17 protein-coding genes and 1 tRNA gene are annotated in these 20,596 nt (G+C 42.1%); 12 read left to right on the forward strand and 6 right to left on the reverse strand.

What is annotated here, in order from left to right; genetic code table 11:
- Positions 1 to 33 precede the first annotated feature (33 nt).
- The 7 genes from H5125_RS10360 to H5125_RS10390 all read left to right on the forward strand — a co-directional run bounded on the left by H5125_RS10360 (position 34) and on the right by H5125_RS10390 (position 9,848).
- The gene (locus H5125_RS10360) at positions 34 to 1,320 is read left to right on the forward strand and encodes an FAD-binding oxidoreductase (RefSeq protein WP_182744201.1); all 1,287 of its coding nucleotides are present in this window, start codon (positions 34 to 36) and stop codon (positions 1,318 to 1,320) included.
- An 84-nt stretch (positions 1,321 to 1,404) separates the two neighbouring features.
- Positions 1,405 to 2,853 (forward strand): NADP-dependent succinate-semialdehyde dehydrogenase, encoded by a 1,449-nt coding sequence (gene gabD / locus H5125_RS10365; RefSeq protein ID WP_182744202.1) that lies wholly within the window; start codon positions 1,405 to 1,407, stop codon positions 2,851 to 2,853.
- Positions 2,854 to 2,864: 11 nt separating this feature from the next.
- Positions 2,865 to 4,139 carry a 4-aminobutyrate--2-oxoglutarate transaminase gene (gabT, locus tag H5125_RS10370; protein ID WP_101088813.1) on the forward strand — a complete coding sequence of 425 codons (1,275 nt, stop codon included), beginning with the start codon at positions 2,865 to 2,867 and terminating at the stop codon, positions 4,137 to 4,139.
- Positions 4,140 to 4,273: 134 nt separating this feature from the next.
- Entirely contained in the window at positions 4,274 to 6,391 is a 2,118-nt protein-coding gene (locus H5125_RS10375) for a methyl-accepting chemotaxis protein (RefSeq protein WP_182744203.1), read from the forward strand.
- 94 nt (positions 6,392 to 6,485) lie between these two features.
- The gene (locus tag H5125_RS10380) at positions 6,486 to 7,145 is read left to right on the forward strand and encodes an RluA family pseudouridine synthase (protein WP_182744204.1); all 660 of its coding nucleotides are present in this window, start codon (positions 6,486 to 6,488) and stop codon (positions 7,143 to 7,145) included.
- A gap of 85 nt (positions 7,146 to 7,230) precedes the next feature.
- Complete coding sequence (locus H5125_RS10385; RefSeq protein ID WP_101088816.1) at positions 7,231 to 7,953, forward strand: DUF599 domain-containing protein; 723 nt, start codon at positions 7,231 to 7,233, stop codon at positions 7,951 to 7,953.
- 236 nt (positions 7,954 to 8,189) lie between these two features.
- Positions 8,190 to 9,848, forward strand: coding sequence for a diguanylate cyclase (locus H5125_RS10390; RefSeq protein ID WP_182744205.1), 1,659 nt, complete (start codon positions 8,190 to 8,192; stop codon positions 9,846 to 9,848).
- A 292-nt stretch (positions 9,849 to 10,140) separates the two neighbouring features.
- Here the strand turns inward: H5125_RS10390 and H5125_RS10395 are convergent.
- The 5 genes from H5125_RS10395 to rpsU form a co-directional block, all read right to left on the reverse strand.
- Positions 10,141 to 10,217: transfer RNA gene (locus H5125_RS10395), tRNA-Ile, on the reverse strand.
- A gap of 184 nt (positions 10,218 to 10,401) precedes the next feature.
- Positions 10,402 to 12,237, reverse strand: coding sequence for an RNA polymerase sigma factor RpoD (gene rpoD / locus H5125_RS10400; RefSeq protein ID WP_101088819.1), 1,836 nt, complete (start codon positions 12,235 to 12,237; stop codon positions 10,402 to 10,404).
- A 150-nt stretch (positions 12,238 to 12,387) separates the two neighbouring features.
- Positions 12,388 to 14,115, reverse strand: coding sequence for a DNA primase (gene dnaG / locus H5125_RS10405; protein WP_162023713.1), 1,728 nt, complete (start codon positions 14,113 to 14,115; stop codon positions 12,388 to 12,390).
- Positions 14,116 to 14,203: 88 nt separating this feature from the next.
- Positions 14,204 to 14,647 carry a GatB/YqeY domain-containing protein gene (locus tag H5125_RS10410; RefSeq protein WP_011638441.1) on the reverse strand — a complete coding sequence of 148 codons (444 nt, stop codon included), beginning with the start codon at positions 14,645 to 14,647 and terminating at the stop codon, positions 14,204 to 14,206.
- A 7-nt stretch (positions 14,648 to 14,654) separates the two neighbouring features.
- Positions 14,655 to 14,870 (reverse strand): 30S ribosomal protein S21, encoded by a 216-nt coding sequence (rpsU, locus tag H5125_RS10415; RefSeq protein WP_006080725.1) that lies wholly within the window; start codon positions 14,868 to 14,870, stop codon positions 14,655 to 14,657.
- A 693-nt stretch (positions 14,871 to 15,563) separates the two neighbouring features.
- On the opposite strand from rpsU, the gene tsaD reads away from it, so the two are divergent.
- Positions 15,564 to 16,580 (forward strand): tRNA (adenosine(37)-N6)-threonylcarbamoyltransferase complex transferase subunit TsaD, encoded by a 1,017-nt coding sequence (gene tsaD, locus H5125_RS10420; protein WP_162023712.1) that lies wholly within the window; start codon positions 15,564 to 15,566, stop codon positions 16,578 to 16,580.
- Between the two features lie 75 nt (positions 16,581 to 16,655).
- Here the strand turns inward: tsaD and plsY are convergent, their stop codons facing one another.
- Complete coding sequence (plsY, locus tag H5125_RS10425; protein ID WP_392342525.1) at positions 16,656 to 17,249, reverse strand: glycerol-3-phosphate 1-O-acyltransferase PlsY; 594 nt, start codon at positions 17,247 to 17,249, stop codon at positions 16,656 to 16,658.
- Positions 17,250 to 17,527: 278 nt separating this feature from the next.
- Between plsY and folB the strand changes: the two genes are divergently transcribed.
- The 4 genes from folB (at position 17,528) to H5125_RS10445 (ending at position 20,223) form a co-directional block, all read left to right on the forward strand.
- On the forward strand, positions 17,528 to 17,881 hold the full coding sequence (gene folB, locus H5125_RS10430; RefSeq protein ID WP_011638438.1) for a dihydroneopterin aldolase: 354 nt from the start codon (positions 17,528 to 17,530) through the stop codon (positions 17,879 to 17,881).
- Positions 17,882 to 17,918: 37 nt separating this feature from the next.
- Complete coding sequence (gene folK / locus H5125_RS10435) at positions 17,919 to 18,434, forward strand: 2-amino-4-hydroxy-6-hydroxymethyldihydropteridine diphosphokinase (protein WP_162023710.1); 516 nt, start codon at positions 17,919 to 17,921, stop codon at positions 18,432 to 18,434.
- 34 nt (positions 18,435 to 18,468) lie between these two features.
- Positions 18,469 to 19,269: an undecaprenyl-diphosphate phosphatase gene (locus tag H5125_RS10440; RefSeq protein ID WP_101088826.1), complete on the forward strand. Its 801-nt coding sequence runs from the start codon at positions 18,469 to 18,471 to the stop codon at positions 19,267 to 19,269.
- A gap of 105 nt (positions 19,270 to 19,374) precedes the next feature.
- Positions 19,375 to 20,223 (forward strand): putative RNA methyltransferase, encoded by an 849-nt coding sequence (locus H5125_RS10445; protein ID WP_101088827.1) that lies wholly within the window; start codon positions 19,375 to 19,377, stop codon positions 20,221 to 20,223.
- The last annotated feature ends 373 nt before the right edge of the window (positions 20,224 to 20,596 follow it).

A 20,596-nucleotide genomic window follows, 5' to 3' on the forward strand; every position in this document is an offset into this window, starting at 1 on the left:
TGAATTACGTTTTGAACCTATAAAGGAAGTGCTATGTCCGCCACACCTCATGCTAGTTCATATTATGCTGCATCGGCTAATGATAAAGTCGAACGTCCTCGCTTAGAATCTACAATTGAAACAGATGTTTGTGTTATTGGCGCGGGCTATACTGGTTTGTCTTCTGCGTTACATTTATTAGAAAGCGGCATGAAAGTTGTGGTGCTTGAAGCGGCAAGAATTGGCTGGGGAGCATCAGGTCGAAACGGCGGTCAAATTGTCAATTCTTTTAGTCGTGACATTGATTCTATCGAAGGCGTTGTCGGCAAAGAACAAGCTAAACTTTTTGGTCAAATGGCGTTCGAAGGTGGTCAGATTATTCGTGACCGTATTGCCAAATACAACATTGATTGCGACTTAAAAGATGGTGGTGTTTTTGCCGCCATGAACGCCAAGCAAATGGGCCATTTACAGAGTCAAAAATCATTATGGGAAGCTCATGGTCATAACAATCAATTAGAGTTACTCGACCAGGATGGCATTCGCAAAGTGGTTAATACCGATTTATATGTCGGTGGTTTACTCGATAAAAGCGGTGGCCATATTCATCCTCTAAACCTTGCATTAGGTGAAGCCCGTGCGGTGGAATCCCTTGGTGGATTGATTTTTGAAGATTCAGCTGTCATTAAAGTGGACGATGGCGCATCACCGGTTGTGCACACAGCACAAGGCCAAGTTAACTGTAAATTTGTGGTGGTAGCTGGTAATGCTTATTTAGGTAAATTACTGCCAGAGCTACAAGCTAAATCCATGCCTTGTGGTACTCAAGTGATTACCACTGAACCATTGTCAGATGAAATGGCTGCGAGTTTACTACCGCAAGACTATTGCGTTGAAGACTGTAACTACTTATTAGATTATTACCGTCTTACTGGCGATAAACGCCTTATTTTTGGTGGTGGCGTGGTTTATGGTGCTCGCGATCCGGCCAACGTTGAAGCCTTGATTATGCCTAAACTATTAAAGACCTTTCCGCAGTTAAAAGGGGTTAAAGTTGACTATGCTTGGACGGGTAACTTTTTAATGACGTTATCGCGCCTGCCACAAGTGGGCCGTATTGGCGATAATATTTATTACTCACAAGGCTGTAGTGGTCATGGGGTTACCTATACTCATTTAGCCGGTAAGTTAATTGCCGAAATGCTTAATGGCCAAGCCACACGTTTTGATGCTTTTGCCGCATTGCCGCATTATCCATTCCCTGGCGGGCATGCACTTCGAGTGCCGTTTAGTGCTTTAGGTGCGTGGTATTACACGTTACGTGACAAGTTTGGCATATAACCATTAGTTGATTATCAGCTGTCTGTTAACGATTGATTAATCAATGATTAACTGAGTTTTATTAGAATTTAGTAGGAGCGCATTGTGATTTTAAATGATCCAAGCTTATTGCATGAACAATGTTATATCGATGGCCTATGGTTGGGTGCTAACAGCGGCGAAACGGTTGCTATAGCTAACCCTGCTACCCAAGAAATCATCGGTAATGTGCCTGTTATGGGCAAAGCAGAAACCGAAGCAGCCATTACAGCAGCCAATAATGCCTTACCTGCATGGCGCGCGCTGACTGCAAAAGAGCGTAGCCAGAAGTTACGCCGTTGGTTTGAGTTAATGCATGAAAATGCTGAAGACCTAGCGTTGATGATGACGACTGAGCAAGGTAAACCGCTGGCAGAATCAAGAGGTGAAGTCACCTATGCTGCCTCGTTTATCGAATGGTTTGCCGAAGAAGCTAAACGTATCTATGGCGATACGATTCCTGGTCATCAAGCAGATAAAAGACTGACGGTGATTAAACAACCTGTTGGCGTGACTGCGGCGATTACCCCGTGGAATTTTCCGGCCGCGATGATCACCCGTAAAGCCGGGCCTGCACTAGCAGCCGGTTGTACTATGGTCGTTAAACCTGCGCCGCAAACTCCATTTACCGCATTAGCATTAGCTGAGCTTGCACATCGTGCGGGCATTCCTGCTGGTGTGTTTAGTGTTATCACTGGTGATGCGATTGCGATTGGTAATGCCTTATGTGAAAGCCCTATTGTGCGTAAGTTATCATTTACCGGCTCAACTGCAGTAGGAATTAAGTTAATGGAGCAATGTGCTCCAACACTTAAAAAACTGTCATTGGAGCTAGGTGGTAATGCACCGTTTATCGTTTTTAATGATGCCGATATTGATGCCGCAGTTGATGGCGCAATGATTGCTAAATACCGTAATGCCGGTCAAACCTGTGTGTGTGCCAACCGTATTTATGTCCAAGCAGAGGTGTATGAGCAATTCACCCAAAAGTTTGCTGCAGCAGTGGCTAAATTAAGCGTCGGTAATGGTGTGGATACTGGGGTGAATATCGGCCCGTTAATCAATGCTGATGCAGTGACTAAAGTACAGCGTCATTTAGCCGATGCGGTTGCTAAAGGCGCAAGTATCGTCACTGGCGGTAAAACACATAGCTTAGGTGGCTTTTTCTTTGAACCTACTATTTTACGTGACGTTGATAAATCGATGTTAGTTGCCAAAGAAGAGACTTTTGGCCCATTAGCACCGCTATTCAAATTCGACTCAGTAGATGATGTGATTAAACAAGCTAATGACACTGAATTTGGCTTAGCCGCTTACTTTTATGGCCGTGATATTTCGCTGGTTTACAAAGTAGCAGAAGCACTTGAATACGGTATGGTGGGCGTTAACACCGGATTAATCTCGACCGAAGTCGCGCCATTTGGTGGCATTAAATCGTCTGGATTAGGCCGCGAAGGCTCAAAATTTGGTATCGAAGAATACCTTGAAATGAAATATATCTGCATGTCAGTTTAAGAGAGCGGGCTATGACTAAAACAAATGATGGATTAATGGCTCGTCGCCAAGCGGCAGTGGCTCAAGGTGTAGGGCAAATTCACCCAATTTTTACTGAACGTGCTGAAAACGCCACAGTATGGGATGTTGAAGGTCGTGAATATATCGACTTTGCCGGTGGTATTGCGGTACTCAATACTGGTCATTTACACCCTAAAGTTAAAGCGGCTGTGGCAGCGCAGCTAGATGCATTTTCTCACACATGTTTTATGGTGTTGGGTTACGAAAGTTACATTGCGGTATGTGAAAAACTTAACCATTTAGTGCCAGGCGATTTTGCTAAAAAAACCGCCTTATTTACCAGTGGTTCTGAAGCGGTCGAAAACGCAGTTAAAGTAGCCCGTGCTTATACCAAGCGTGCTGGCGTTATCGCATTTACCTCTGGCTATCATGGTCGAACCATTGCTGCGCTAGCATTAACTGGCAAAGTCGCACCGTACAGTAAAGGCATGGGCTTAATGTCTGCCAACGTGTTCCGGGCTGAATTTCCGTGTGAAATGCATGGCGTGTCTGAAGATGATGCTATGGCATCAATTGAACGTATTTTTAAGAATGATGCCGAGCCTGCCGATATTGCCGCAATTATATTAGAACCTGTGCAAGGCGAGGGTGGCTTTTACGCGGTTACGCCATCATTTATGAAGCGCTTACGTGAATTGTGCGACAACCATGGCATTGTGTTAATTGCCGATGAAGTACAAACCGGCGCTGGTCGTACTGGTACTTTCTTTGCGATGGAGCAAATGGGTGTAGCCGCAGACATTACTACCTTTGCCAAGTCAATTGCCGGTGGTTTCCCACTATCAGGTATTACCGGTAAAGCAGAAGTCATGGATGCTGTTACCGCTGGTGGCTTAGGTGGTACTTATGGTGGTAGCCCGATTGCCTGCGCTGCTGCGTTAGCGGTTATTGAAGTGTTTGAAGAAGAACAATTATTGGCCCGAGCTAATGAAGTTGGTCATCGGCTTAAGTCGGCACTCACTGATATGCAAGCTAAGTATCCGCAAATTGCTGATGTGCGTGGATTGGGTGCAATGATCGCCATTGAGTTAATGGAAGATGGTGAACCTGCTCCGCAGTACAGTGGTAAGATTTTAACTGAAGCACGTAACCGCGGACTGATTTTATTGTCTTGTGGTACTTACGGCAACGTTATCCGAGTACTGGTACCATTAACTGCGCCAGATGCACAAATTGATACTGGTCTTGCGATTATGGACTCTACATTTCAGACCGTGTTTAAATAGCGGCTCTTTTTGTCAAAATAATCAATAGAATCCCGTTTTTACGGGATTTTTTATATCTCATACTTACTTAATTTTTAAAGCTGACTACACTTTATTGTATCTGAAAATTAATACTAAAGCGGGAGCTCAATTGAATGAAGGCATTATCCATTAAGTCAAAGTTGTTATGGATCACCTCGGCGTTATTTGTTGCCACAGTCATTACACTCTCTTTAAGTTTGTGGCTAGGGTTAAAAGATAAGAATACCAGTCTGGCCGCAGAGGTTGAGGTTGCGTTACAACAAGAGATTAATGACAAACTCTCAGCAAGAGCGGGTGAGTATGGTGAGCGTATTGCTGGATTTATCAATGAAGCTTATCGGGTTCCCTTTTCGTTTGCAGGCTTACTGGAACAAACCTCAAAAAAAGATCCTTTAAGTCGTGAGCGGGTGGAGTTATCGCTTGCGGCAATATTGCAGAAAAATAACATCATATCATCGATGTATGCGCAATTTGAACCTAATGGCTATGATGGTCTCGATGACAGTTATCTTCAAGGTGAAAGCCACAGTGTACCGAATGCGGGCACATTAGAAATTTACTACACCCGCAATGATGACGGCACAGTAGAGCAGAATCAAGTTGATGAGGCGGCTGAAAAATACGTTACCACGTTAAATGAGTTTGGCGTTCGCGAGGCTGAGTGGTACTTGTGTGCCAAAGACAGTAAAAAGCCGTGCTTAATGGAACCATATTTGTACGAAATCACTCCAGGCAATACTGCACTCATGACCTCGTTAACCGTGCCCGTTATAGTGGATAACCAATTTAAAGGTCTCGTTGGCGTGGACATCAACTTGCCGATATTTCAAACTATGATTATGCAATTATCTAAAAGTTTGTATGGTGGACAAGCTAAGGTGACCTTGGTGAGCCAGAAAGGGTTTGTGGTGGCTGCTAGCCATTATAAAAAATTTGCACGACCTTTTAGTGAATCTGTCGGGCCAGAATTGGCTAAAAAGCTGTTGGCATTAAATAGTTCATCGGGGTTTGTAAATGAACCAACCACCATTGCCGTGGCATATCCTATTAACATCCCTATTGCTAATGCAACTTGGTCATTGATTATTGAAGTGCCGAAAACCCAAGCGTTTATGGCGGTAGATCATATGAATACTGCCATGAATGACATGGCGATGTCTCTGGGCAGCTTGCTATTAACCATCGGTATTATTGTCACGGTTATTGCGGTGCTTATTATCAGTTTGGTTATTCGCAGCATTATTGCGCCGCTTAATATGATCCAAGCTCGCGTCGAAAACCTTGCCAGCGCCGAAGGCGACTTAACTCAAGCGATAGAAGTCGATGCCCATGCGGAGTTAATTGCATTAGGCAGTGGTATTAATGCCTTCATTGCTAAATTGCGCCATCTCATTTCCGAACTCAAAATTCTTGCCGACCGTTCGCAACAAGAAAGCATAAAATCGGCAGACATTGCTAAGCACACACGCGAAAGTGTTAATCGCCAATATGGTGAAATTGAAAGTGTGGTAACAGCGGTTAATCAAATGAGCGCCACCGCGCTTGAAGTGGCTAAAGCTTCTGAGCAAACCGCAATGGAAACCGAATCTATGACGGTTAATGTGAAAGACGGTCAGTCGCGGTTAACTCAAGCAATGGTATTTGTTGAGGGAGTCTCGGGTGATTCAGCACAAGCTCAGCAAGCGGTAGGTATGGTGTCGCAAAGCAGCGCCAATATTAGCCGTATTTTAGAGGTGATCAGTTCCATTGCAGAGCAGACTAACCTATTAGCGTTAAATGCGGCTATTGAGGCTGCCAGAGCGGGGGAACAAGGTCGAGGCTTTGCTGTTGTTGCCGATGAAGTCAGAACCCTTGCGTCTCGAACTCAAACGTCGACTAATGAAATTAGTACCTTAATTGAGTCGTTACAAAAAGAAGTTAAAAATGCCTCGAGCATTATTGATAAAGGTGCCCAAGGCGCACAAAAAGCGGTTGAGCAAACTCAGCTAGCATTACAATCGCTGAATGCCATCGTTGAACAAATTAACCAAGTGTCAGGTCAAGTGACCCACATCGCTACCGCAGCTGAAGAGCAGAGTGCGGTAACCGAAGAGGTCAATCGTAACATTACTGGCATTTCAGACTCGGCTGCTGAGTTATCACAGCTGGCTGACAGTGCTCAGCAGAGCAGTGACAGCCTAGCTGATTTAGTTCAGCAGCAGCATCAGCAATTGGGACGATTACGAACTTAACCCTGCTTTAACCTAGCGCGAACAGTATGAAAGGTGGCTTACAAGCCACCTTTTCTATTATTATTCCCGCTTAGATAGTTACCACTAAGATATTATGGCTGAATTTATTGCTCCACCCTGCGATGGCAACATTGAGGTTTTATACCAAGATGAGCATTTTTTGTTGATCAATAAACCGACGGGATTGTTAAGTCTCTCGGGGAAGAATCCATTAAACAAGGATTCAGTACATCAACGTTTAGTGCAAGATTATCCAACGGCTACGTTAGTACACCGTCTCGATTTTGGTACGTCAGGTATTATGTTAGTGGCGCTAAACAAAGAGATTAATGGATTATTAACTAAACAATTTCAGCTACGTACTGTCACAAAAACCTACACTGCAGTGTTATATGGTGATTTGGTTGAGCAACATGGTGATATTGAATTACCGATCGCCAAAGATAGCGATAATTTCCCGTTTATGAAAATTTGTCAGCAAACTGGCAAACCCGCTCACAGTCAATATCAAGTAATTGAACGCCATCAACAAGGGCTGTCAACACGGGTCACCTTTACCCCTATTACCGGTCGAACTCATCAGCTACGCATACACAGCCAGCAAATAGGCCATCCTATTTTAGGTTGTGACTTATATGGTAATGACTATTCGCAAGCGATGTCGGACCGATTAATGTTGCATGCCACTTCATTATCGTTCACTCATCCAGTAACAGAACAACGGATTGATTTTGTTTGCCCAAGCCCATTTTAACCACTTCTAGCAACAAACTAATGTCAGCATGGTGAAAACTGATGCATAATCAATCTATTATTTATTCTTACATAGGTTAATCAGCATGGTGATTTCATGGTTAGATTCGCTGGCTTTAATTGTATTTTTAGTTAGTTGGATAGGGTATACCGGTTTTGCCCGTCGTAAAGCCAAAACCTCTAATTGCATTGCACGAGTAATGCATCAGCAACGTATTCATTGGATGTCGCAGGTGATAGCCAAAGAGATACGCGTAGCGGAAGCGGCATTATTGGCTAATTTAGAACGCAATATTGCCTTCTTTGCTTCAACAACTTTACTGATCCTGGCGGGTGTGTTGACGTTATTTTCGCAGGTTGAAAAGCTTGAAACCGTGATTGGTTCTATTCCCTTCACCTCGTCGCCTAATCACGCGCTGGTACAGATCAAACTGGCTCTTTTAGCTGGGATTTTCGTGCTAGCATTTTTCCAATTTACCTGGTCAATGCGTCAATATGGTTTTGTGAATATTATGATTGGCGCGGCACCATTAGATAAAACCGGTAGCGATAAAAATGCATTGGGCTATGCAAGGCAAATGGCCGTGGTACAAGATCAAGCGGCGCATTCATATAACTATGGCTTACGTTCTTATTACTACTCTATGGCGGCGCTGTGCTGGTTTATGCATCCAGGAATGTTCATTTTAGCCAGTTTATTTGTGGTATATACCTTGTACCAACGTGAATTTAATTCTAAAGCCGTGGTTGCTATCACTGCAGCACAGGCTTATTTAGAACAAAATCCGAGTTATATTCGTCGAGATTAACCCCAAAAAACATGCATTGTTTGTTAACATTAACGGATATGGCGTAATAACATGACTTAATGCAAGATGATTTGAGTGAGTTTATGTGTTCAATTCAAAGTCTATGCAATCATGATTTAATGGTATTGCATCAGTACGACATAATGCTAACCACCAGTCTATATCACTAAGTGTCATCTAATTTTTGTGATTTATATATATTTTTAGTGTGCCAAGCAAGCGTTTTCAGGGGTGATATGTTTCATAGTATAAAAGCCAAGGTTATCACTATTTTCTCTTTAGTCATGATAGCTTTCACGTCTGTGCTTTTAATCACTATATTTATCAATGAGCGTGATCGTGTACTGGATTTAGCATTAGAAAACTCTACCAAAATTTCGAAAATGCACGCAAACCTCCTCAGCCAAGAGTTTGCTCGATATGTGGTTATGTTAAAAATGCTCAGCAACAACCCAAAGACAAAGCTAGGTGATAAAGCGACTATCGCTCGACAGCTGCAAAGGCTGATGACAATGGGGCGTGGTAATTTCATTAATGCTATTTATGTAGACAAAAATTTAAATTTAACTGATGTGTTAGGTAATACAAATAAAGTCACTCATTCTTCATTTATACGAGCTGAACAATGGGTGGGCAAAGAATATAATATTAGCACGCCAGTAATCACTCGGTTTGAAAAGGCCCCCGTTATCATGGTGGGAGTACCTATTTTAGACACGCAAAATAACTGGATAGGAACACTTGCAGTGGCGGTGCCTCTCACCATCATCTCCGCTAAATTAGCAGAAATTAAGCTCGCAAAAGAGAGTTACGCTTGGTTAACTGACTCGAATGGCTTAATGGTTTCACATCCGAATAAAAGTTTTATAATGAAGAATAAACTTTCAATGACAGAAAGTGCTGATTATCCAGGATTTTATAAAATAGTCCGACAAACTAAATTACAAAATGATGGCTACGGTCGTTATAGGGATGCCAAATTAAATGAATCGAAAATAGTCACATTTTCAAAAGTTGATTATCTGCCTGGCTGGACCTTGTTTGTCACAACTAAAGAGTCTGAAATTTTTCACGCTATATATACAATTATGTACGACGTTTTAGTCACTTCGATCATTTTGATGGTGATATTTTTATTACTCATCAGTGAACTATCCAATAGAATAACAAATCCAATCGTGCAACTGACCAAAGATGTAAAAGCCTCTGTTAAAGATAAAAAAAGTTATCTAAAAATAATCGATTCAGATGATGAAATAGGTCAACTGTCTAAAGCTTTCCACGATAGTCTTCAAAAAATACATTTACACACTATCCATTTAGAACAAATGGTCAATCATCGAACCCAAGAAATTACCGACAAAAATTTACTTCTGAATCAGCAAAATGAAAAGCTTGAACAGCTTGCATCCAAAGACCCGTTAACCTTGCTTTATAATCGTCGAGCCTTTAGTGCTCTGGTTGATAAAGAGATCTCCCGCGCTAAGCGACATCATTTTCCAATAACTTTGGTCATATTAGACATTGACCACTTCAAAAAGATTAATGATGAGTTTGGGCACAATGTTGGTGATGATATTTTGTGTCGTTTTGCGGATGAATTGTCTTTAAATATGCGCAAAGAAAATCTCATCTGTCGTTGGGGAGGAGAAGAGTTTGTCATTTTAATACCAGAAGCGACCTCGGCTATGGTCTTTAAACATATTGAAGCGCTACGTCAAAAAATCTCACAGATGGACTTTGCCCCAATCGACAAGTTAACCTTTAGTGCCGGCATGGCAACTCTGCGTATTGAAGAGCCTTTTAAAGAGTGGTTCCAACGAGCTGATAGCGCTTTGTACAACGCTAAAGGATCGGGTCGAAACAAGATAGTAGTTGATGACATTATTGGCTAGAAAGAAGCTGAGGCATATACGATAGCGAAGCTTAAATTAGTTACCTTGGTTTTTACTTAAGCCGATTGGCTATCCTCTAATGCATCACGCAGATTGTTCAAGAGCGTTATAAGCGCTTATCGTGGAGTTATTTGATGGTTGGTGATTTGCATAACTATCAAAATGGCAAGCGGATTCAAATTCCTTCAATTACTGACTTTTATTTAAGTATCTGCTACACATTTGCTACAACACAGAACGTCAGATATGAAAAAGCCGTAGTAGGTATTAACCTACTACGGCTTATCAGAATTGGTGGCCCCTCCCAGACTCGAACTGGGGACCTGACGATTATGAGTCGTATGCTCTAACCAACTGAGCTAAGGGGCCGACTTAAGATAGTCGTCACTATCGAAAGCGGGGAAAGTATACGAAGTTTGTTGGCACTTGTCACCCGTGTTTTTAGTTGTATTTACTTATCTTGTTTCAATTGGTTATCTGTTAAGCAATTATTGCGCTTTTGGACATAAAAAAACCTGCCGAAGCAGGTTTTTATATTATTTTTTCAGTGAGCTTATTCGTCTAAGAACGACTTTAAGATTTCTGAGCGAGAAGGGTGACGTAATTTACGTAACGCTTTAGCTTCAATTTGACGAATACGTTCACGTGTAACATCAAATTGCTTACCCACTTCTTCTAACGTGTGGTCAGTATTCATATCGATACCAAAACGCATACGCAGTACTTTTGCTTCACGGGCTGTTAGGCCAGCTAACACTTCGTGTGTGGCGTTCTTTAGACTTTCGCTAGTTGCTGAGTCAAGTGGTAGCTCGAGGGTAGTATCCTCGATAAAATCACCTAAATGCGAATCTTCATCGTCACCGATTGGGGTTTCCATTGAGATTGGCTCTTTAGCGATTTTCAGCACCTTACGAATCTTATCTTCAGGCATCATCATACGTTCTGCCAATTCTTCAGGAGACGGCTCACGGCCCATTTCTTGAAGCATTTGACGAGAAATACGGTTCAGCTTGTTAATCGTTTCGATCATGTGTACTGGAATACGGATCGTACGTGCTTGGTCGGCGATTGAACGAGTGATTGCCTGACGGATCCACCACGTTGCATAAGTCGAGAACTTGTAACCACGGCGGTATTCAAACTTATCTACTGCTTTCATCAAACCAATGTTACCTTCTTGGATTAAATCCAAGAACTGTAAACCACGGTTGGTGTACTTTTTGGCAATAGAAATAACCAAACGTAAGTTAGCTTCAACCATTTCTTTTTTCGCACGACGAGCTTTCGCTTCACCGATAGACATACGACGGTTAATGTCTTTAATGCCTGCGATGGTTAAATCTGTTTCAACTTCTATAGCACCTAGCTTGGTCACACAACGCGTTACGTCATCGGTGATCATACGCAAACCTTCAGCGTAAGGCTTAGTGCTTTCTTTTTCTTTGTTAAACCAATCTAAGTTTGTTTCGTTACCAGTGAAAGCCTTAATAAAGTTTTTCTTTGGCATCTTAGCGTGTTCAACACAAAGCTTAATGACTAGACGTTCTTGAATTCGTACGCGGTCCATCATGTTGCGCATGCTTTTCACTAAACGGTCAAACTGTTTAGGTACTAAACGGAATTCTTTGAATAATTCGCCAATAACAAATAATGAGCCAATCGCTTCAGGGTGGTCACGGCCTTTTTCGGCAATAATTCCTAAGCTTTTTTCGTAGGCTTCTCTGAGTTGAGTGAATTTTTCTTTGGCTTCTTCAGGGTCTGGCCCTTTGTTGCCTTCTTCCTCTTCCTCATCGTCATCATCGTCGTCATCGTCATCATCATCATTTTTAGAGTCAGCTAATTCTGAACCAACATTGGTGGCAGTTGGTGCGACGTCATCGTCGTCAGGATTGATAAATCCAGAGATAATATCAGACAAGCGCAATTCTTCAGCTTCATACTTATCGAATTGCTCTAAGATCATTGCGATCGCTTGAGGGTACTCACTGACAGAACTCTGTACTGTGTTGATACCTTCTTCGATACGTTTAGCAATAACAATTTCGCCTTCGCGAGTAAGTAGCTCTACCGTGCCCATTTCGCGCATATACATGCGGACAGGGTCTGTGGTTCGGCCTAACTCACTTTCTACGGTTGCGAGAGCTGCCGCTGCTTCTTCTGCAGCATCTTCGTCTGTGTTGTCTTCCGACATCATCATGTCATCGGCATCTGGCGCTTCTTCAAAAACGCGGATACCCATGTCATTTATCATCTGGATAATATCTTCAATCTGATCGGAATCGACCATGTCTGCAGGTAAGTGGTCGTTCACTTCTGCATAGGTTAAGTAACCTTGCTCTTTACCTTTAGCGAGCAACAGTTTGAGTTGCGACTGCGGAGTGTGATCCATAGATATCATCCAATTTTGGGTAACTGATAAAACGATAGGCCAGTTAGCTGTGCTAAGTGGCGCGCAAATCGTCAATTATAGCTGTGTGGACTAACCTTAGCTAGTCCATGGCAATGTTTGTACGCATATTCTTCACGAATAAATTGCGTATTACTTCGCTATGCCTTTCATTATAGAAATCAGCTTTGTTAGCTGCATTTTTTCAACTTTCGTTAAAGCCTGTTTTAGGCTTAATTCCTGATATCGTTGTTCAATATATTGGTTGTTTAACCAAATCAGGGTTTGCTTAAACTCTGGCAATACGTTTTCATCCGCCACTTGATGTTCCCATTGGGCTAGCTTTATTAGAGTGCTCTTTTGATTATGCTCTCTATGCATTTCAAGTAGTTGTGCGCTGTTTAACGTTTGCTCTCGAGTTATATCTAACAAATGATTGAGCAATTCTATGCCGGTCATCTGTAATCGATCTAGTGCAGGCTGTTTTGCCAAACCAAAGCCTAAACTTGGGTTTTGGACCAGTAGGGCAATGGCCAATCTTAATGGCGTACCACGACCTTGTAAGCCTTTCGCATTTAACGGTTTTGGCTGTTTTACAGTAAAACCTAATTTTTTCTTTAAATCTTCGCTACTGTTCATGCCTAATTTGTGTGCTAAATTTTCTAACAGTAAATTCTGTAGGACGGTATCTTGTACCTTTTCGATTAGCGCAATGGCTTGCTTGGCTAATGCCCCTTTATCGGTACCGTGGTTAGCACTTAATGTGTCAAACAAAAACTCGGGCAGTAACATGGCTTTTTGCATTAATGCTTCGAATGCTTCTTTGCCAATTTTGCGGACCATAGTGTCAGGGTCTTCACCTTGCGGTAGAAACATAAACTTGACTTGGTCACCCGGTTTTAACAGTGGTAGCGCTGTTTCTAGTGCACGCCAAGCTGCTTCGCGGCCTGCGCGGTCACCGTCATAACAACAGACCACTTGTTTTGCACTACGCACTAAAAGCTGAAATTGTTCAGCTGTAGTCGATGTACCTAACGATGCAACCGCATAATCAATCCCAAATTGGGCGAGTGCGACGACATCCATATACCCTTCAACAATTAACACATGTTGTGGGTCACGGTGTTTTTGCTTTAGCTCATATAAACCATAAAGCTCATTACCCTTATGAAATATGGGCGTTTCTGGAGAATTCAAGTACTTTGGGGTGCCGTCACCCAAAACTCTTCCTCCAAATCCAACAACACGACCACGACGATCGCGTATTGGGAACATTAATCTGTCGCGAAAACGGTCATAGCGTTTACCGCTATCATTGGCAATTAACATGCCTGCGGTCAGTAATTTATCTTGGGCGGGCAAATTTTGCCTGTAACGACCCAGTAATCCATCCCAACCATCGGGTGCAAACCCAATGCCGAACTGCTCAACAACGTCACTCGATAATCCGCGAAATTCAAGATAATCGACAACTTTTTGTTTGTCTGTATGCTGCCTAAGTTGGCTTTGATAGAAGAGGTTAGCTTCTTCCATCAGTTCGTATAAGTCTCGACTTAATCCTTGATCTGGCCTTTTCCCTGTGCCTTGCTCTCGTGGTACGGCAAGACCAAGTTGACCTGCAAGTTCTTCAATGGCATCAACAAATTCTAGGCGATCATATTCCATGACAAAATCAATAGCATTGCCATGGGCACCGCAACCAAAACAGTGGTAAAACTGTTTGTCTCTGCTGACGGTAAAAGAGGGTGATTTTTCGCTATGAAAAGGACAACAAGCCGAATGGTTCTTACCGGCTTTTTTCAACGGCACTTTACGGTCAATGAGATCGACTATGTCTATTCGAGCTATTAGCTCATTGATAAAATCACGAGGTATCGCCATTGATGCTGTTGTTCTCGAATTTACTTTATCAACTGATGTAAACAAACAAGCCGTGCAAGTGCACGGCTTATTCAACATTAAAAATTGATTACTTCAATTTAGCGCGGATCATTGTACCAATAGCACTCATATCTGCACGGCCTTGAACTTTAGTTTTTAATGCTCCCATTACTTTACCCATATCCGCCATGGATGCAGCACCAACATCAATAATAGTAGCATCGATAATCGCTGCTACTTCATCTTCTGTTAGCGGTGTAGGCAGAAAATTTTCGATAACTCGAATTTCATCTGCTTCTACGGCTGCCAACTCCGGACGATTCGCTGCTTCATATTGAGCAATCGAATCACGGCGTTGTTTAACCATTTTGGTTAATACAGCTATTGTCTGTTCATCAGTCAGAGTTTCGCGGGTATCCACTTCAATCTGTTTGATGGCAGAAAGTGCCATACGAATTGTTCCTAAGCGCACTTTATCTTTAGCGCGCATGGCATCTTTCATTTGGTCTTTTAGCTGATCGGTTAAGTTCATAATGAGATTAATATAAACGTACGCGACGTGCGTTTTCGCGAGAAAGCTTCTTAGCTAGACGCTTAACTGCAGCTGCTTTTGCACGCTTACGGGCAGTAGTTGGCTTCTCGTAAAATTCACGAGCACGCACGTCAGCTAAAATACCAGCTTTTTCACAAGAGCGCTTGAAACGACGAAGAGCTACGTCGAATGGTTCGTTTTCACGTACTTTAATAATTGGCATACGCCATCACCCCTTAGGTGTAGTTATGTTGGATGATTAAATCGACTAAACATTTTTAGTGACTTCACTCAAACCAAAGGCTATTTAAAATGGTGCGGAATTTTACACCGAGCGGCGACCATTTGTAAACCCCTGATTGATTTTCTCTTCGGGGAAATAGCCTACTGTTTCATTTTTTTAATATTTAACCTGAACTCGGGATATAGAGTTGAGAATATAATTATAAATATCATAATTTTAGTAATTAACCTCTATCAAACTTGTCATTTTTACTAACAAGGCGAAATGACGCGTCAATAGCGGGCTTATTGCAAGTCTTCTTGTGTAAAGAATCTCGACGTTAGCAAGGCAAAGGGCTGTTTGGGAGGAATTTGTTATCTTAAGTTCAGGTTATTTAGGAAAAAGTAGCCGTTATATGTCTATTCGTTTGAGTCGCTAGTTGTACAGCAGTGCCTGTTTTGTTGGATAACGCGCATGGACAATATCATGGTTGCCCCTTGGTAAGTGTATTTAACACTAATTGTGACTGTTTAAAATCGGTTTGTTATCTATGTTTTGCTGGTTCAGAGTCTTGAGTTGATCTCTTACTTATAAGCTTACTTATAAGGATAGGTATTTAATCGTTAAACATTGGAGTATTTACGCTGAGACGGGTAGAATTGGCGGCCTTATTTTTAATGAAGACGAGAGATTATGCGGGTTATTGGTATTGAGACATCCTGTGACGAGACTGGGGTTGCAGTGTATGACGATAAATTAGGCTTATTGTCGCATGTGCTATACAGCCAAGTTAAATTGCACGCCGATTATGGTGGTGTTGTGCCTGAGCTTGCCTCTCGTGATCATGTTCGCAAAATTGTGCCATTGATTAAGCAGGCTTTATCAGAGGCTAATTCAAGCCTAGATAATATCGACGGTGTTGCTTATACCAAAGGTCCTGGACTAATAGGTGCATTACTTGTTGGCGCTTGTGTGGGACGCTCTTTAGCGTATGCATGGAATAAACCTGCGATCGGTGTGCATCATATGGAAGGACATTTATTGGCACCCATGCTGGAAGAAAATGCACCTGAATTTCCTTTTTTAGCCTTGTTAGTGTCTGGCGGCCATTCAATGTTAGTGCAAGTTGAAGGCATTGGACGATATCAAGTGTTAGGTGAATCTGTCGATGATGCTGCAGGCGAAGCGTTTGATAAGACAGCCAAGCTCATGGGATTAGATTATCCTGGCGGCCCTCGTTTAGCCAAACTAGCCCAGAAAGGCTTGCCTGCGGGGTATAAGTTTCCACGTCCAATGACGGACAGGCCAGGTTTAGATTTTAGTTTTTCTGGATTGAAAACATTTACCGCAAATACGATTGCTGCAGAACCAAATGATGAACAGACTCGTGCCAATATTGCCCGTGCATTTGAAGAAGCAGTTGTTGATACCCTTGCGATAAAATGTAAACGAGCCTTGAAGCAAACAGGTTATACACGTTTGGTGATTGCCGGTGGTGTAAGTGCTAATACTCGCTTACGTGAGACATTGGCAGAGATGATGACCAAGTTAGGCGGTCAAGTGTATTATCCTCGTGGGGAGTTTTGTACTGACAATGGTGCCATGATTGCTTACGCTGGATTACAGCGTTTACGTGCAGGGCATATAGAGGGGCTTGAGGTTAAAGGTCAACCTAGATGGCCTTTGGATACGCTGCCTGCAGTAGACTAATTGATGAGTTAGCGTGTTTGAGTCGGTAAGCTTGAAAGTAATGATTTACTTTCAAGCTGCCAAGAAAACCTAATACTATTTGGTGTTGGGTTTTTTTATGGATTTTTTTCGTGTGACCTTACTTTCTTCGCCATGGCGCAAACGACCAATATTGTCTTTGTGGCGGATTAAAATAAGGGTTGAGAGCATCGCAACAGGCAGAATAAAACGTTCGTCTAACCACCAAGTGTAAAAAGGCGCTAAGGTTGCGGTTGCCATTGCGGCTACAGAGGAATAACGCGTTAATAGTAAAAACACAATCCAAGTGAGGATGAGGCATATTGCTAAATCACCGCCAATGGGGGCCATTGCACCAAAGGCCGTTGCAACACCTTTTCCGCCTTTAAAAGCAAAAAATATTGGGAATATATGCCCTAAGCAAGCGCTGACAGCAATAAAACCTAATGATGCGGCATCAAGTCCCATTTTATAGCCCAGATAAGAAGGCAGGGCGCCTTTGAGCATGTCAAAAAATAACACAAGCGCTGCAGAACTCACTCCACCAATGCGTAGCACATTAGTGGCACCGGGATTGCCGGAGCCGCTGGTTCTTGGATCAGGTAAACCTCTTAATTTACAAACCAGTACGGCACTTGAGATCGAACCCGCTAGGTAGGCGGTAATGATCATCAAAATGGTGACTGTAACGGCGTTCAAATTGGTTTCCTTACTCTTCTTAGGGTATCATCGCGCATTCATTTGTGAGACAAGTCATTTTAGTATCCACTGAAGCTGTCTTCGCGTTAACATTAACCATTTAGTTGATGTTAATTGAACAACAGCGCCTATCCTACTGCTTTAATTCATTAGGAAAAAGCTTAAATGTGCATATTAGGCATATAATCGGTAATAAAGTTTGATTAGGATGAACTTAACGTCTTTTTACATCGGTTAAGGTAGGAATTTATATGGATAAAGTACTCATTCGCCAGTTAGCGATAGAGACCATTATTGGTATCTATGAGTGGGAAAAAAAACTTCATCAAACATTGCTTATCGATTTAGATATGGCATGGGATAATCGTCTTGCGGCCGCTAGTGATAGTTACGAAAATGCATTGTGTTATGAAACGGTATCAAATCGTTTAACGGCATTGATTACTGAGAATCCGATAGAGCTGATTGAAACTGTTGCTGAAATGATTGCGCATTGTTTGCAAGACGAATTTAATGTGCCTTGGGTTAAAGTGGTTGTGATGAAGCCAGGTGCAATACCTCATGCTGTTTCTGTCGGTGTCGAGATCGAACGCGGTAGCATTTAACTGTTATTTTTTTTACTGTTTAGCATTAGGTCAGTCAATGGCACGTATTTACATAAGTTTGGGCACTAATATTTCGCCAGAGAAACACCTGAAAGCCGGTTTGGTTGATTTACAACAATATTTTGGCCCATTACAATTATCACGGGTTTTTGAGAGTGAATCGGTAGGGTTTAAAGGCACTAATTTTTTAAATATGGTGGCTGCGGCTGATACCGATTTATCAATTGCACAGGTTGTGGCGACATTTAAGCAAATTGAACAAGACAATGGCCGTATTCGAGGTGAGAAAAAATTCAGCCCGAGGAGCCTTGATATTGACTTATTGCTGTATGACGATGTTATTTGTGACATCCCCGTTGAATTGCCTCGTGGCGAAATTTTGTTTAATGCGTTTGTATTGTGGCCTTTGGCAGAATTAGTCCCTAATCTGTCTCATCCGGTGACGTTACAAAGCTATCAAACACTTTGGCAGAATTATGACAAACAGTGTCAACAATTGTGGCCTATTGTATTTGAGTTCCCACCAGAACTATTACCCATTAACACGTTATAACTAATCGATAAGTTAATCTCTAACAAGGACAAATATGGAAACGTTTCAAGTTATTCTGCTGGCATTAATCCAAGGGCTTACGGAGTTTTTGCCTATTTCTAGCTCGGCACATTTAATTTTACCATCACAAATATTAGGTTGGGCAGATCAAGGTTTATCATTTGATGTAGCAGTTAATACAGGCTCTTTATTTGCCGTGGTCATTTATTTTCGCCATGAGATTGTTGTACTGGCAAAAGCTTGGTTTACCAGTTTAGCTAGTAAGCAACAAACTCAAGAAAGTAAACTCGCTTGGTGGATTATTTTAGCGACTATTCCTGCTGTTATTGTCGGATTTACTGCCAAAGACTTTATTGAAACCCATTTCAGAAATACTTTAGTGATTGCAATAACTACGATTGTTTTTGGTTTGCTGTTGTGGGCGGCAGATAGAATGTCAAAAGCACAGTTAACTGAATTTCAAATGGGTTGGAAAAAGGCTTTGCTTATCGGTTTAGCACAGGCTATGGCATTAATACCTGGCACGTCGCGCTCTGGCGCCACGATGACAGCAGCACTGATGTTAGGGCTAACCCGTGAAGCCGCGGCTCGCTTTTCATTCCTTATGTCTGTTCCTGTTAGCTTTGGTGCCGCGTTACTGGTGACCAAAGACTTAGTCAGTAGTCCTGCACCTATCGATTACCAAGCGCTTGGTTTAGGGATTGTTGTATCATTTGTTGCTGCGTATTTATGTATTCATTTCTTTTTAAAATTTATTAGCAAAATAGGCATGACGCCGTTTGTATTATATCGCCTTGCTCTTGGTGCGTTATTGCTTGGATTGCTCTATCTTTAATATAAGCATTTAAGCGACTTTTTATTTGCATAGCGGGTAGGCTTACCACACTAGGTATTTCTACCCGTTTGTTTTACCGTCTTTCAATTAACTATCAGTGTAATTATGACTTTATCTTTATTATGTCCAGTGTGTTCAGCTCCACTAAATCAACATCAAGCTTCAGCGGGATTTTATTGCGACAACAAACATCATTTTGATAAACACCCTAATGGTTACTGGCCACTGCTGAGCAACGTAAAGGGCAAGAGTAAGCCGCAAGTGGAGTCTCGCCAACAAATGCGCGGGCGACATTTTTTATTAGAAACAGGCTTGTTTGCACCGTTAATTAAACAACTTCAAACAGTATTGCTGGACTTATGTGCCTCTACCTCTAATGGTGACACACAATTACAGCATATCGATTACCAATGTGCTGATGGTTATTATTTACGTCAGCTTGTGCCTGCGTTAGTGGAAGCCAATGTATCGTGTCAGCATTGGGGCATTACCGATGCTGAAAATGCTATCTTTGCCGCGGCAAAATCTGAAACACCGGCGAATTTATTGTTGTTGGCGTTAAAGAAATTGCCCTTTGCCTCGCAATCAGTCGATATTGTGACGGTGCTTGATTCACCGTTAAAAGGGAAAGAATGCATTCGGATTTTAAAAGATGACGGTCGAATTGTATTGTTGCAGCCTGGTATTAGGCATTTATGGCAAATTAAACAACAAGTTTATCCAGACTTAGTCGAAAAGCCGCTGCAGTTAAATTTACCCAATGATGTGGAAATTGATGCCCAGCAACAAGTGGTGTTTACTCAGTCAGTTACCGGTGAGCAGGCATTAACATTGCTTGATATGTCGGTATTTGGTTGGCGTGCTAATGATCAGCTAAAGCATCAAGTTAAATCTACTGCAATTAGTGAACTAGAGTTTGACTGGCAGATTATAACCCTCAAAAAACGCTTATAAAAATGGCAAAATAGGTAACAAACGTGAAAGCTGATGGAAAGCGATAACAAGCGATAAGATGAAAGTGCGGTGAGAGCGTTAGAGCCTAAGGGCTAGGACGCTTCGCGGCTAGATGCTATAAGAGCTGGTGCTAAGATTTCTGTGATGACAAGCTATAACGAACGGTGAGCGCGTTTACAAGCCTAGGGGCTAGAGCGCTTCGCTGCTAGATGCTATAAGAGCTAATGCTAGGATTGAACTTTGTGTTAATGGTCAATCCAGATGATATCTGTGAGATTGTTTAGAAAGATTAACTGGTTGAACAATGTATAGATTAATAGCGAAAAAGCTGGTGTGGAGAAGCTGTAGGTGTTTAGGTTTTTCGCTTGATACC

Source organism: Shewanella sp. SR44-4 (assembly GCF_014163715.1).
Lineage (GTDB): Bacteria > Pseudomonadota > Gammaproteobacteria > Enterobacterales > Shewanellaceae > Shewanella.